The organism is Streptomyces sp. NBC_00448 (genome assembly GCF_036014115.1).
GTDB lineage: Bacteria > Actinomycetota > Actinomycetes > Streptomycetales > Streptomycetaceae > Actinacidiphila.
In genome coordinates this window covers 3,328,746-3,342,384 of the sequence record NZ_CP107913.1, presented here as the reverse complement: position 1 = coordinate 3,342,384, position 13,639 = coordinate 3,328,746, and the positions used below count along the sequence as shown (strand labels likewise).

The following is a 13,639-nucleotide window of genomic DNA, read 5'->3' as shown; positions in this document are numbered from 1 at the left end:
GCCATGCGCCTGAACCGGATCGTGCTCTCCACCGTCCTGGTGGTGATCGCCCTGGTCGCCCAGGTCAGCGTGCTGGCCCGGCTGCACCTGCCCGGCGCGGTCCCGGACCTGCTGCTGCTGACGGTGCTCGGCCTGGCCCTCACCTACGGCCACGTCGGCGGCTGCCTGATCGGCTTCTTCGCCGGACTGCTCGCCGACATCGCGCCGCCCGCGGACCACGCCGTCGGCCGCTACGCCCTGGTGCTGTGCGTGATCGGCTACGCGGCCGGCCTCGCCAAGCCCGAAAGCGGCCAACTGCGCACCGCCGCCGGACCGATGCTGGTGGTGATCGGCGCCGCCATCGGCACCACGCTGCTCTACGCGGGCGTCGGCGGCCTGGTCGGCGACACCGCGGGTGCGCACGTCGGCCTGGCCAAGCTGGTCTTCACCGCGACGCTCTACGACCTGCTGCTCGCGCCGTTCGTGGTCCCGCTCATCATGGCGCTGGCCCGCCGCTTCGACCACGACCCGCTCGCCGACGACGCGGCTGGCGGCTTCGGCGGGGGCTTCGGCGGCGGTTCCGGCGGTGGCTCCGGTGGCCGCTTCCGGCCGCGCGGCCGATCCCGTACGAAGGCCGGCGCCGGCGCCGGCATCACCCCGCAGCGCGGCCTGTTCGGCCGGGCGAGGTTCAGCGGCGGCATGACGGCCAGGGGAGCACGGCGATGACGGCGAACGACGCGCGCGAGGCAGCCGGGCGGCAGACGACGACGATGCGTGCGGTTTCGTGCCGAGCGCGCGGAGAAGTGAGCGATTGAGATGAGCAACATCCCGGAGACCGGGCGGACATCGCGGGTCACGATCCGGCTGGTCATCCTCCAGGTGCTGGTCGTCTCGCTGCTGCTGACCCTCGGCGGCCGGCTGTGGTACCTCCAGATCCGCAACGGTCAGGAGTACGACGCGCAGGCCAACAGCAACCACTTCCAGCAGGTCGTCACCTCCGCCGTGCGCGGCTCGATCCTCGACGACCGGGGCGTGCCGATCGCCAACAACCAGACCCTGCTGGTGGTCTCCGCCAACCGCACCGACCTGCTCCAGCAGCCGGACGACGGCAAGGCCGTACTGACCCGGCTGGCGAACGTCCTCGGCATGAAGCCGCAGGACGCGATGGACAAGGTGCGGCTGTGCGACGCGCAGACCCCGCGCCCGTGCTGGAACGGTTCGCCGTACCAGCCGATCCCGATCACCGACAAGGCCACCACCCAGCAGGCCCTCCAGATCATGGAGCGCCGCGAGGACTTCCCCGGCATCACCGCGGAGCCGACCGCCGTGCGCACCTACCCCGCGCCGGACAAGGCCAACGCCGCCCAGGTGCTCGGCTACCTCTCCCCGGTCACCGACAAGGAGGTGGCCGCCTCCGAGAAGACCAGCAACCCGCTGCTGCGCTCGGACCAGATCGGCCGCTCCGGCCTGGAGAGCACCTACGACGACCAGCTACGCGGCAAGGCCGGCGTCACCAAGTACCAGGTCGACAACCTCGGCCGGGTGATCGGCAAGGCCGGTGACACCCCGGCCACCCCCGGCGACAACCTGGTCACCAGCATCGACGCGAAGGTCCAGGCGGTCACCGAGAAGGAACTCAACGACGCCATGGTGACCGCCCGCAAGACGTACGACCCGGTCACCCACAAGAACTTCAAGGCCGACTCCGGCGCCGCGGTCGTCATGGACAACAAGACCGGTCAGGTCATCGCGATGGCCAGCGAGCCCACCTACGATCCGAACGAGTGGGTCGGCGGCATCTCCGCCAGGGACTACGCGGCGCTGACCAACACCAAGTCCAACTACCCGCTGCTCAACCGCGCCATCCAGGGCGAGTCCGCGCCCGGCTCCACCTTCAAGGTGGTCTCCACCTCCGCCGCGATCCGGGCCGGCTACACCGAGGACGGCCCGTACGACTGCTCGTCGTCGTTCAACATCGGCTCCCAGGTCTTCCACAACGACGAGAACGAGAGCTACGGCCCCATCTCGCTCGCCCGCGCGCTCGAGGTCTCCTGCGACACCGTCTTCTACGGGATCTCCTACGACCAGTGGAAGAAGGACGGCGGGACCGACCCGAAGCACCCCAAGGACTGGTTCTACAAGACGGCCCACGACTTCGGCCTCGGCGCGAAGACGGACATCGACGTGCCGGGCGAGGTCACCGGCCGGGTGCCGGACCGCCAGTGGAAGCAGGACTTCTGGGACGAGAACAAGGCCGACTGGTGTGCGACCGCCAAGAAGCACAAGAACGACAAGAACCCGCCGCTGAGCATCGCCATCGCCATCGAGAACTGCCCGGACGGCTACGTGCTGCGCGCCGGTGACTCGGTGAACTACGCGATCGGCCAGGGCGACACCCTCGTCACCCCGATCCAGATGGCCCGGATCTACGCGGCCCTCGCCAACGGCGGCACGCTCTACCAGCCGTCCATCGGCAAGGCCGTGATAAGCCCCGACGGCAAGACGGTCACCCCCATCAAGCCGAAGGTGACCGGCAAGCTCCCCGACTCCAAGTCCACCCTGAAGTACATCAACCAGGCACTGGCCGGCGTGGTCACCGAGGGCACCGCCGACTGGAAGTTCGGCAACTGGCCGCAGGACCAGATCCCGCTGCACGCCAAGACCGGTACCGCCGAGGTCTCCGGCAAGCAGAGCACCTCCTGGTTCGACACGTACACCAAGGACTACACGATCGTCATGACGATCTCCCAGGGTGGTACCGGCTCCGGCGGTTCGGGTACCGCGATCCGCCGGATCTACGAGTCGATGTACGGCATCCAGAAGGACAGCACCAAGATCGACGCGAAGAAGGGCATCATGCCCACGCCGGTCACCACGCTGCCGAAGATCTCCGCCGACGGCGCGGCGGTGAACGCCCAGCAGGCCGCGTACTCCACCGCGGTCGCCGACAGCTTCGCCAACACCCCGGCCGGACCGGGAGGCGGCGACCCGGCGCCCGTACTGGCACCGCTCACCCCGACCCGCACCGAGAAGCTGCTGTACGGCAGGAAGAACACATGATGAGCGCGAACACCTACTCCGTCCGGCGGTTCACGCCGGAGCGCTCCACCATGGGCAAGATGCTCGCGCGGGACTCCGTGGTGCGCCGGATGGACTGGCTGCTCTTCCTCGCCACGGTGCTGCTGTGCTTCATCGGCTCGCTGCTGGTCTACTCGGCCACCCGGCACCGCACCAACCTCACCCACGGCGACCAGTACTACTTCCTGATCCGCCATGTGATGAACGCCGGTATCGGCCTGGCGCTGTGCATCGGCGCCATGGCCATAGGGCACCACCGGATGCGCACCATCGTGCCGTTCTTCTACGCGCTGTCCATCCTCGGCATCCTCGCGGTGCTCAGCCCGCTCGGCTCGACCGTCAACGGCGCGCACTCCTGGATCATCATCGGCGGCGGATTCTCGCTCCAGCCGACGGAGTTCGTGAAGATCGCCATCATCATCGGCATGGCGATGGTGCTCTCCGCCCGGGTCGACGCCGGCGACCAGGAACACCCCGACCACCGCCGGGTGATGCAGTCGCTCGCGCTGGCCGCGCTGCCCATCCTGGTCATCCTGATGATGCCCGACCTCGGGTCGGTGATGGTGCTCGGCGCGATCGTGCTCGGCGTGCTGCTCGCCTCCGGGGCGTCCACCCGCTGGGTGTTCGGCCTGATCGTCACCGGGGTGGTCGGCTCCATCCTGGTCTGGCAGCTCGGCATCCTCGACAAGTACCAGATCGACCGGTTCGCGGCGTTCGCCAACCCCGCGCTCGACCCGTCCGGTGTCGGCTACAACACCAGCCAGGCCCGGATCGCGATCGGCTCCGGCGGGCTGCTCGGCAAGGGCCTGTTCCACGGCAGCCAGACCACCGGGCAGTTCGTGCCCGAGCAGCAGACCGACTTCGTCTTCTCGGTGGCCGGCGAGGAACTGGGCTTCGTCGGCGGCGCGTTCATCGTCCTGCTGATCGGCGTGATCCTCTGGCGGGCCTGCTCCATCGCCCGCAACGCCACCGACCTGTACGGCACCATCGTGGCGGCCGGCGTCGTCGCCTGGTTCGCCTTCCAGTCCTTCGAGAACATCGGCATGACGCTCGGCATCATGCCGGTGACCGGCATCCCCTTGCCCTTTGTCTCCTACGGCGGATCATCGATGTTCGCCAACTTCGTGGCCATAGGGATTCTGCAGTCCGTGAAGATGCAGCGGCCCATGTCGGCGTGATCGCCGGGCGCGGGGCTCGGTGTGCTGCCCGGCCTGGCGCCGGCGCTCGCAGGTCCGCCCGGGTGCCATGCCTGCGACGGGTCTGGCCAAGGGACCGATGCGGGCATACGGTCACCTTATGGGCCGTCGCCTCGCCGAAACGGAACGCACCTACGAGACCGGGCCCCGGAACGACCTGCCCGACCTCACCGGGCTGACCGCCGGCACCCGGGCCCTGCCCCCGCTGCGGCTCAACGCCGTCTACTACGACACCGCCCACCTCACCCTCACCTCCCACCGCATCACCCTGCGGCGCCGTGAGGGCGGCGACGACGACGGCTGGCACCTGAAACTCCCCACCGACCGCCCCGACACCCGCACTGAGATCCACGCCCCGCTCGGCGCGCCCGGCACCCCGCCCGAGGACCTGCGCGCCGAGGTCGCCGCGCTCGTCCGGGGCCGTATCCTCACGCCGATCGTCCGGCTGCGCACCGTACGCAGCCGCGTGCTGCTCCTGGACGACCAGGACCGGACCCTCGCCGAGGTCGCCTACGACCAGGTCAACGCGAAGCCGGGGCCGGCCTGGTCCGAGATCGAGGTCGAGCTGTACGCGGGCGACGAGGCTTTGCTGGACGCGGTGGAGCGACGGCTGGGCGACGCCGGGGTGACCCGCTCCGACGCGCCCTCCAAGCTGGTCCGCGCACTCGGCGGGCGGCGGCCGGAGCCCGCCGGCGGGCGGCCGGAACGGCCGGGGCCCGACGCCACCGCGGGCGCCGTCGCCCTGGCGTACCTGCGCGCGCAGCTCGCCGCGATCGTCGCCCTCGATCCGGCCGTCCGGCACGCCGGGGAGGACACGGTGCACCGTATGCGCGTCGCCACCCGGCGGGCCCGCTCCGCGCTGAAGAGCTTCGGCCACGTCCTGGACCGCGCCGAGACCGATCCGCTCGGCGCCGAACTGAAGTGGCTCGCCGAGGTCCTCGGGGCCGAGCGGGACCGGGAGGTGCTCACCGCCCGCCTCGCGCGCCGGCTGTCCGAACTCGACCCGGACGACCCGGGCGACCGGGACGACCCGGGCGAGCGGGGCCCGGCGCTCGACGCGGTGCGCCGGAGGCTGGGGGAGGGACCTCCGGGCGGGACTTGGAACGCCGAGGCGCACTCGGCCGACGCGCACACCGAAGTGGTGCGGGCCCTGGACAGCGCCCGCTACTTCGCGCTTCTCGACGCCTTCGACGGGCTGCTGGCCGCGCCCCCGTATCTCCCGGCGGCCGACCGGCCCGCTTCGCAGGTGGTCGCCGACGTGCTCGGGCACGACCGCAGGCGGCTGCGCGGAGCCGTACGGGCCGCGCTCGCGCTGCCGCCCGGCCAGGCGCGGGACGTCGCGCTGCACGAGGCGCGCAAGGCCGCCAAGCGGGCGCGTTACGCGGGGGAGGCGGCCGAACCCGTGCGCGTTGCGGAGGCCGCCGGGTACACCGCGCGGATGAAAGCGCTCCAGCAACTGCTCGGCGAGCACCAGGACAGTGTGATGTGCCGGGCGGCCGTCGCGCGGGTGCGCGGTCGGGCGGAGGCGGCGGGGGAGGACACGGCACCGTACGAGGCGATCGAGCAGACCGAGCTGGAGATCGCGGCGCGGGCGGAGGAGCGGTTGCCCGAGGTGTGGGGTGCGGCGGAACGCGAGGGGTGACCCGAGGGTGCCTGGGCGCGGGGCCCGGGGTTCCGGGGCGCGGCGGTCGGGCGGGGTCGCGGCCGGGCCGGGCACCTGCCGCGCCTCGGGTACTGTGGAGGGTCACCTTCCCCCCGGCGGTGGTCCGCCGGGGGCGCCCGCAAGATCAGGACACACGAAAGTCGCCGAGATGCCTGTCGAGTCGGTCTTCCCGCGCCTGGAAGCGCTGCTCCCGCACGTACAGAAGCCGATCCAGTACGTCGGCGGTGAACTGAACTCCACCGTCAAGGACTGGGACGCCGCCGATGTGCGGTGGGCGCTGATGTACCCCGACGCGTACGAGGTCGGCCTGCCCAACCAGGGCGTCATGATCCTCTACGAGGTGCTCAACGAGCGCGAGGGCGTGCTCGCCGAGCGCACGTACAGCGTGTGGCCGGACCTGGAAGCGCTGATGCGCGAGCACAAGGTGCCGCAGTTCACCGTCGACGGCCACCGCCCGGTACGGGCGTTCGACGTCTTCGGGCTCAGCTTCTCCACGGAGCTGGGCTACACCAACATGCTGGCCGCGCTCGACCTCGCCGGCATCCCGCTGGACGCCGCCGACCGCACCGAGGACGACCCGATCGTGCTGGCCGGCGGGCACGCCGCGTTCAACCCCGAGCCGATCGCCGACTTCATCGACGCGGCCGTGATCGGCGACGGCGAGCAGGCCGTGCTCACCATCACCGACCTGGTCAGGCAGTGGAAGGCCGAGGGCCGCCCGGGCGGGCGCGACGAGCTGCTGCTGCGGCTGGCCAGGACCGGCGGGGTGTACGTCCCGCGCTTCTACGACGTGGAGTACCTGACCGACGGCCGGATCTCCCGGGTCGTGCCGAACCGCTCCGGCGTGCCGTGGCGGGTGTCCAAGCACACCGTGATGGACCTGGACGAGTGGCCGTACCCCAAGCAGCCGCTGGTCCCGCTGGCCGAGACCGTGCACGAGCGGATGTCGGTGGAGATCTTCCGCGGCTGCACCCGCGGCTGCCGCTTCTGCCAGGCCGGTATGATCACCCGCCCGGTGCGCGAGCGCTCCATCACCGGCATCGGCGACATGGTCGAGAAGGGGCTGAAGGCGACCGGCTTCGAGGAGGTCGGCCTGCTGTCGCTCTCCTCCGCCGACCACACCGAGATCGCCGACATCGCGAAGGGCCTCGCCGACCGGTACGAGCAGGACAAGGTCGGGCTGTCGCTGCCCTCCACCCGGGTCGACGCGTTCAACATCGACCTCGCCAACGAACTCACCCGCAACGGCCGCCGCTCGGGCCTCACCTTCGCGCCGGAGGGCGGCTCCGAGCGCATCCGCAAGGTGATCAACAAGATGGTGTCGGAGGAGGACCTGATCCGCACCGTCGCCACCGCCTACGGCAACGGCTGGCGCCAGGTGAAGCTGTACTTCATGTGCGGGCTGCCCACCGAGACCGACGAGGACGTCCTGCAGATCGCGGACATGGCGCGGAAGGTCATCGCCAAGGGCCGCGAGGTGACCGGGCAGAACGACATCCGCTGCACCGTGTCCATCGGCGGGTTCGTGCCCAAGCCGCACACCCCCTTCCAGTGGGCGCCGCAGCTCGGCGTCGAGGAGACCGACGCGCGGCTGGCCAAGCTGCGCGACGCCATCCGGGGCGACCGCAAGTACAGCCGCAACATCGGTTTCCGCTACCACGACGGCAAGCCCGGGATCATCGAGGGACTGCTCTCCCGCGGTGACCGCCGGGTCGGCGCCGTCATCCGCGCGGTGTACGCCGACGGCGGCCGGTTCGACGGCTGGCGCGAGCACTTCTCCTACGACCGCTGGCTACGCGCCTGCGACGCGGCCCTGCCGGCGTACGACCTCGACCTCGCCTGGTACACCACCCGCGAGCGCACCGCCGAGGAGGTCCTGCCCTGGGACCACCTCGACTCCGGTCTCGACAAGGACTGGCTGTGGGAGGACTGGCAGGACGCCCTCGACGAGACCGAGGTGGACGACTGCCGCTGGACCCCGTGCTTCGACTGCGGCGTCTGCCCCCAGCTCGACCTCGACATCCAGATCGGCCCCACCGGCAAGAAGCTCCTCCCCCTGACCGTCACCAACTCCCCGGGCCCCAGCACCCCCTGACCCCGGGGGCCGGTCTGCGCAGCGTGCTCGGGTAGAGGACGTCGGCGTCGTAGAGGGCGACGACGGGCATCGGTCAGATCAGCCCCATGTCCTGGCCGAGGCGTGTCAGTTCGTCGGCGGCCGGACGGCGGCGGTGGTCGTCGTCCCGCTTGTACTCCAGCAGGGACGTGGCGATGACGCGCCGGTGGGTTCCGACGGTCCGGTACCGGATCTCGCCGGCGTCGAGCAGGCCGATCAGGAACGGCCGGGAGACGTTGAGGAGATCCGCTGCCTGCTGCGTGGTCAGCTCGGCGTCGGAGGGGACGACGGACACGGCCCGTCCGGCGGCGAGGTGGGCGAGCAGGGTGGCCAGCAATTCCACCGCTTCACGGGGGAGCGCCAGTGGCTCTCGGCCGCCGTCCTCGACCGCGACGCGGATCTGTGCGAGCTGTCCGTGTTCCGCGAGATAGCCGCGCACCTGGGCGAGGGCGTGGTGCGCGGCGGCGGTCTTCTCCGGCGGCAGTTTCACCGGCTTGATGTCCGTCTTCGTCATGATGCGGGCACTCCTCGGCGTGGGAGGTGGGCGTCGTTCATGGGTGGGCACTGGCGCCGCGCTCACGAGGGCCGATTTCAGCTACCTCCACCATCCGCAATAAACGAAACAATCGCAACGGGTGCAACTCTGAGCCGGAGTGCCGCGGGTCGGCGGGCGCGGGATTCGGCCAATCGGTGCCATCGTTGTCATGGTGGTGGACATGCCAATGAGCGCCGTGCTCTCATGCGTGCTGAGTGCTCCGTTTCCATCGTTGTAAGACCGACGGGTCCGAGGAGGCGTCATGCGTAGGGTGCCGGGGACGCGCAGGGCAGCGGGGCCGCTGCTGGTGGCGCTGCTGCTGGCGGTGGCGGCGCTGCTCCAGGGGGTCGGAGCGGCTGGTGCGAGTGCGGTGTCGGCGGCCGACTCCACCCAGGTGTGCGCGCTGTACTGCGACACCCTGGACCCCTCGCAGGCCGCGCAGGAGACCTTCCCGGTGCCGGACCTCACCCTCGACGGCAGGGTGGTGCGGCTGCACGTGGACGACACCGACGGCATGGCGTGGGCGAGCATCGACGGCGGCCAGACCGGCGACTCGGTGTGGCTGGATCGCTCCTGGGACGGCGGCTCCACGTGGGACGGGCTGCTCGGCGAGGCATCCATCCCGTCGACGTGGAGCGGCACCCGCACGCTGATGTACAACCTCTACGACCCGACCGGCCACCGCCGCGCGGTACTGCGCGCCTGCGGCGACGCGCAGGGCGTGGGCTGCACCTCCTGGGCGCACCTGGACGTGTGCGCGGCCGCCTGCGACGGCGCGGGCAGCGCGCCCGGCGACACCCAGCCGGTTCCCGCCACGACGCTCAGCGGCCGTACCATCGCGCTGCACATGGACAGTTCGGGCATGGCCTGGGGCACCATCTCCGGCGGCACCGCGGGCGACGAGATCTGGCTCGACCGGTCCTGGGACCAGGGCGCGAGCTGGCCGGACGGCTCCTCCAAGGGCCGTACCAGCACACCGTCGGGCGCCACCGGCACCGCCACGGCGCGCTTCAACACCAGTGACCCGCTGGGGCGGTTGTACGGCGGCGCGGTGCGCGCGTGCGGCCGCGCGGTCGAGGGCGAGAACGGCAGCTGCACGGCCTGGGCGCGCCCGGTGTCGTCCAGGGCGTCGGCCGCCGCGGACGCGCTGATGTACTCCTACGACCCGAACACCGCCTACTGGCCGTCGAGTTGGTGGAACTCGGCGGTCGCGCTGAGCACCGTGATCGACTACATGCGGCAGACCGGCGACACCCGCTACCTGTGGATCGTGCAGCGCACCTTCCAGATCGACAAGGCGTCCTTCCCCGCCGGGGCCCGCAGTTCGGACCCGATCGACGGCGACTTCATCAGCCGCGCCACCGACGACTCCGAGTGGTGGGCGCTGGCCTGGGTGGACGCCTACGACCTCACCGGCGACCAGACCTACCTCAACGAGGCGGTCACCATCGCGAACTACGTCAACGGGCTGTGGGACACCAGTAGTTGCGGTGGCGGTGTGTGGTGGGACCGGGAGCGCACCTACAAGAACGCGGTGACCAACGGGCTGTACGTCCGGCTCACCGCCGAACTGCACGACCGCATCCCGGGCGACACCACGTGGCTGGGCCGGGCCACCACCTCCTGGCAGTGGTTCCAGGACAGCGGTCTGATCAACTCCTCCGGCCTGGTCAACGACGGCATCACCAGCGGCTGCGCGAACAACGGGCAGACCGTGTGGTCCTACAACCAGGGGCTGGCCATCGGCGCGGCCGTGGAGATGTACCGCGCCACCGGCGACTCCGCCGACCTCACCACCGCCCGCCGGCTGGCCGACGCCGCCGTGGCCTCGCCCGCGCTGGTCAGCGGCGGTGTGCTCACCGAGTCCTGTGACGCCGGCACGCCCTCCTGCGACGACAACGCCAAGCAGTTCAAGGGCGTCTTCATGCGCTATCTCCAGGACCTGGACTCCGTCACCGGCAATGCCTACGGCTCCTTCGCCGACCGGCAGGCCGACTCGCTGTGGTCCACCGCGCGTGACGGGCTCAACCGCGTGACCGAGGACTGGTCCGGCGGGGGCACCGCGGACTGGCGTACGGAGGCGTCCGCGCTGAGCGCGTTGCTGGCGGCGCCCTGAGCACGCGAGCACACGAGCACACCGCGGTGCGGGCCCGAGTGCGGGCCCGCACCGTGTCGGGAACTGCCGGGGGCCTCAGCCGTGCGGGGTGAGCCCGCGGACGCCGTCGGTGGACGGCGCCTCGGCCAGGTGGGCGCCCTCGGCGGACGGCTCGTCCGCCACGTGGGCACCGTCCGCCGGGCGGCCGTCCGTGCCGGCGCCGTCCGTCGCGGCTTCGTCCGCGAGCCGCGTGAGCGTCGAACCTGTCGTCGGGGCCTGCCCGTCCTTGTCGCTGAGCCGGTCGAAGAAGCGCAGGAGCTCCACCGGGAACGGCATCACGAGGGTGCTGTTCTTCTCCGAGGACACGTCCACCACGGTCTGGAGCAGGCGCAGTTGGAGGGCGCCGGGGGTGTCGGCCATGGTCGCCGCTGCGTCGGTGAGGCGCTGCGACGCCTGGAACTCACCATCGGCGGCGATGACACGGGCACGCCGTTCACGTTCGGCCTCGGCCTGCTTGGACATCGACCGCATCATCGACTCGGGCAGCGCGATGTCCTTGATCTCGACCCGCTCGATCCGCAGCCCCCAGGGCCCCTCGGTCGGGGCGTCCATCACGTTCTTCAGCTCGGCGTTGACCTGGACGCGGTCGGAGAGCAGCGTGTCGAGGTCCGCGCGGCCGATCACCGACCGCAGCGAGGTCTGCGCGATCTGCGAGACCGCGGCGGGGTAGTTGTTCACGTTCACCAGTGCCTTGACCGGGTCGACCACGCGGAAGTAGACGACCGCGTCAACGGTCAGCGTCACGTTGTCCGCGGTGATCGCGCCCTGCGGTGACACGCCGAACACCTCGGTCTGGATGGACACCTTCCGCATCCGGTCGCCGATCGGCCGGATCAGCCGCAGGCCCGGCTCGCGGATCTCCGGCAGCAGCCGGCCGAACCGGAACACCACGCCTTTCTCGTACTGCTGCACGTTGCGGACGCTCAGTGCCAGCAGTATCAGGACGATGACGGCGATGACGATCAACGCCGTGACCAGGGCGACCATGGCAGTCACATCCTCGATGGGTCGAGACGACCACCGAAAGCGGCAGCAATCATGTCATATGTGCACGAAATACCCTCGGCACGTTCGACTTTACTCCTCGCGAGGGCGCCGCGACCGGCCCGTTCAGCGCGCGGGGGCGGCCCCGGGCGGGGACTCGGCCATCAGTCGGCGGGCCTCGTCGGGAGCGGTGCCCGGCGGGACGACCAGCAGGTCGCAGCGGCCCACGCCGTAGGAGACCAGCCGGATGGTGTGGCGGTCGGGATCGGCGGGGGAGCGGGTGATGTGCACGGTCCGGCCGTCGGGCAGTTCCAGGGACTCGGGCCGGTGGCGCCACATCGAGCGGCTGACCGTGACGCGCCCGATGCCGGGCCAGCGTTCCTCCAGCGCGTCCAGCAGGCCGGGCAGGCAGTCGCCGAGGTCGTGCGAGCGTGGCCACCAGACGCCGTCGAGCCGCTGCGGCCCGGCGGCCGACCCGGTCAGCGCGAGGCGGACGGGCTGGTCCGGCGGGGGGTCGCGTGGCGGGTTCGTGTAGGTCACGTCCGCGCCGGGGCGGGGAAGGGTGCGGCCTGTGGTCATGTCACGCTCCAGGTTCGTGGTCGCGCCGGACCGGGAAGGGGCCGGCGGGCACGGCGTCCGGGGAGGCGGACGGCGGCAGGTCGTGGGGCGGCGGGAGGCCGTCGTCGCCGGGGCGCTCCTCGGGGGGTTCCCGCCAGGGGAAGTCGGCGGCGGGCTGGACCTCGGCGCCTTCCTCGGCGCCGGCCGGCGGGCCGTCCTCGATGTGCGGTGCGGGGCCGCCGTCGCGCTGCTCGCCCGCCTGTTTGCGGAGCAGCCACACGCCCGCGACGGCCACGACCGCGATCACTGCGAGGGCTATGGCGATGGTCATCGGTGATTCACCTCGCCGCGCGGTCCCCGTACGACGACGGCGGACCGCGCTCGACCGTTCCGACGGCGGCGCCGGCGCGAGTGCCCGCGCACGAAATGCCTCCGGTACTCCCACGGTACCCCGCACTGGTCCGATAAGTTCTGGCCATGGCTTACGACAGACCGCGGCCGCCGGCCGTACCGCGGGCTCCGCAGGGTCCCCAGGGGCAGGGCGACGGCTGCGTCGTCGCCGTCGTCCGGATACCCGTGCGCGTCGTCGCGTTCGTCGTCGTGCTGCCGCTGAAACTGCTGTGGGACGCGATGGCCTGGATGTGCCGGGCGCTGTGGCAGTACGTCCTGTACCCGCCGCTGCGCGCGTGCGGCCTGCTGCTCTCGGCGATCTGGCGCCATGTCCTGGTGCCGGTCGGCCGGGTGCTGATCGTGATCCCCGCCGTGTGGCTGTGGACCTACGTGCTGTTCCCGGTGCTGCGGGCGATCGGCCTGGCCGTGTCGTTCCTGGTGCACTGGGTGCTGGTCCGGCCGGTGGTCGCGCTGTGGCGCTACGGGCTGCGGTGGGTCGTGATCGGCCTGGCCTGGCTGCTGGAGCACCTCGTCGTGGTGCCGCTGGTCTTCCTGTGGCAGAAGGCGCTGGTGCCGGTCGGGCGGGAGATCGGTGCGGCGATCGCGGCCGCCTGGCAGGCGGGGGCGTACGTGACCCGGCTGATCGGCCGCGGCATCGGCTGGTTCTTCCGGGTGCTGGTCCTCCTGCCGATCGCCTTCGTCTGGCGCTACACCGGGGCGCCGGTCCTCCGTGTGATCGGCGCGGTGCTCCGCTTCGTCCGCCGGGAGATCCTGCACCCGGTCCGGGTCGCGCTGGCCGACGCCCGGCGGGCCGTCGGGTCCGCGCTGTTCGGCACCCCGCGGCAGGCACCGCGGCAGGCCCCTCCGCCTTCGCCTCCGCCCCCGCCCGCGCCCGGCGGCGGCTTCGGGCCGCCGCCGGACATGAGCAAGTAGGCCGCGTGGCAAGCAGAGTGACGGTTCGTCAATTCCGCTACCCCGCACGGAGATT

General features: G+C 71.4%; 11 protein-coding genes. 7 read left to right on the top strand and 4 right to left on the bottom strand.

What is annotated here, in order from left to right; genetic code table 11:
• Window positions 1-3: 3 nt before the first annotated feature.
• The 5 genes from mreD to OG370_RS14105 all read left to right on the top strand — a co-directional run bounded on the left by mreD (window position 4) and on the right by OG370_RS14105 (window position 8,011).
• Window positions 4-705, top strand: a complete 702-nt coding sequence (gene mreD / locus OG370_RS14125; protein ID WP_328464156.1) for a rod shape-determining protein MreD — start codon at window positions 4-6, stop codon at window positions 703-705.
• 90 nt (window positions 706-795) lie between these two features.
• The gene (mrdA, locus tag OG370_RS14120; RefSeq protein ID WP_328464154.1) at window positions 796-3,039 is read left to right on the top strand and encodes a penicillin-binding protein 2; all 2,244 of its coding nucleotides are present in this window, start codon (window positions 796-798) and stop codon (window positions 3,037-3,039) included.
• On the top strand, window positions 3,036-4,235 hold the full coding sequence (gene rodA / locus OG370_RS14115) for a rod shape-determining protein RodA (protein WP_328464152.1): 1,200 nt from the start codon (window positions 3,036-3,038) through the stop codon (window positions 4,233-4,235). The genes mrdA and rodA overlap by 4 nt, the downstream gene beginning before the upstream one ends.
• A 118-nt stretch (window positions 4,236-4,353) precedes the next feature.
• Window positions 4,354-5,895: a CYTH and CHAD domain-containing protein gene (locus tag OG370_RS14110; protein ID WP_328464150.1), complete on the top strand. Its 1,542-nt coding sequence runs from the start codon at window positions 4,354-4,356 to the stop codon at window positions 5,893-5,895.
• A gap of 169 nt (window positions 5,896-6,064) precedes the next feature.
• Window positions 6,065-8,011, top strand: coding sequence for a TIGR03960 family B12-binding radical SAM protein (locus tag OG370_RS14105; RefSeq protein WP_328464148.1), 1,947 nt, complete (start codon window positions 6,065-6,067; stop codon window positions 8,009-8,011).
• Window positions 8,012-8,084: 73 nt separating this feature from the next.
• On the opposite strand, the gene OG370_RS14100 is transcribed toward OG370_RS14105, so the two are convergent.
• Window positions 8,085-8,543 carry a helix-turn-helix domain-containing protein gene (locus OG370_RS14100; RefSeq protein ID WP_328464146.1) on the bottom strand — a complete coding sequence of 153 codons (459 nt, stop codon included), beginning with the start codon at window positions 8,541-8,543 and terminating at the stop codon, window positions 8,085-8,087.
• 283 nt (window positions 8,544-8,826) lie between these two features.
• Between OG370_RS14100 and OG370_RS14095 the strand changes: the two genes are divergently transcribed.
• On the top strand, window positions 8,827-10,680 hold the full coding sequence (locus OG370_RS14095) for a glycoside hydrolase family 76 protein (protein WP_328464144.1): 1,854 nt from the start codon (window positions 8,827-8,829) through the stop codon (window positions 10,678-10,680).
• Between the two features lie 75 nt (window positions 10,681-10,755).
• Here the strand turns inward: OG370_RS14095 and OG370_RS14090 are convergent, their stop codons facing one another.
• The 3 genes from OG370_RS14090 to OG370_RS14080 form a co-directional block, all read right to left on the bottom strand.
• Window positions 10,756-11,706, bottom strand: coding sequence for an SPFH domain-containing protein (locus OG370_RS14090; RefSeq protein ID WP_328464142.1), 951 nt, complete (start codon window positions 11,704-11,706; stop codon window positions 10,756-10,758).
• Between the two features lie 123 nt (window positions 11,707-11,829).
• A complete protein-coding gene (locus OG370_RS14085) occupies window positions 11,830-12,282 on the bottom strand; it encodes a DUF5994 family protein (RefSeq protein WP_328464140.1) in 453 nt (150 codons plus the stop codon).
• 1 nt (window position 12,283) lies between these two features.
• A complete protein-coding gene (locus tag OG370_RS14080; protein WP_328464138.1) occupies window positions 12,284-12,592 on the bottom strand; it encodes a hypothetical protein in 309 nt (102 codons plus the stop codon).
• A gap of 146 nt (window positions 12,593-12,738) precedes the next feature.
• Between OG370_RS14080 and OG370_RS14075 the strand changes: the two genes are divergently transcribed.
• A complete protein-coding gene (locus tag OG370_RS14075) occupies window positions 12,739-13,584 on the top strand; it encodes a hypothetical protein (protein WP_328464136.1) in 846 nt (281 codons plus the stop codon).
• Window positions 13,585-13,639 lie beyond the last annotated feature (55 nt).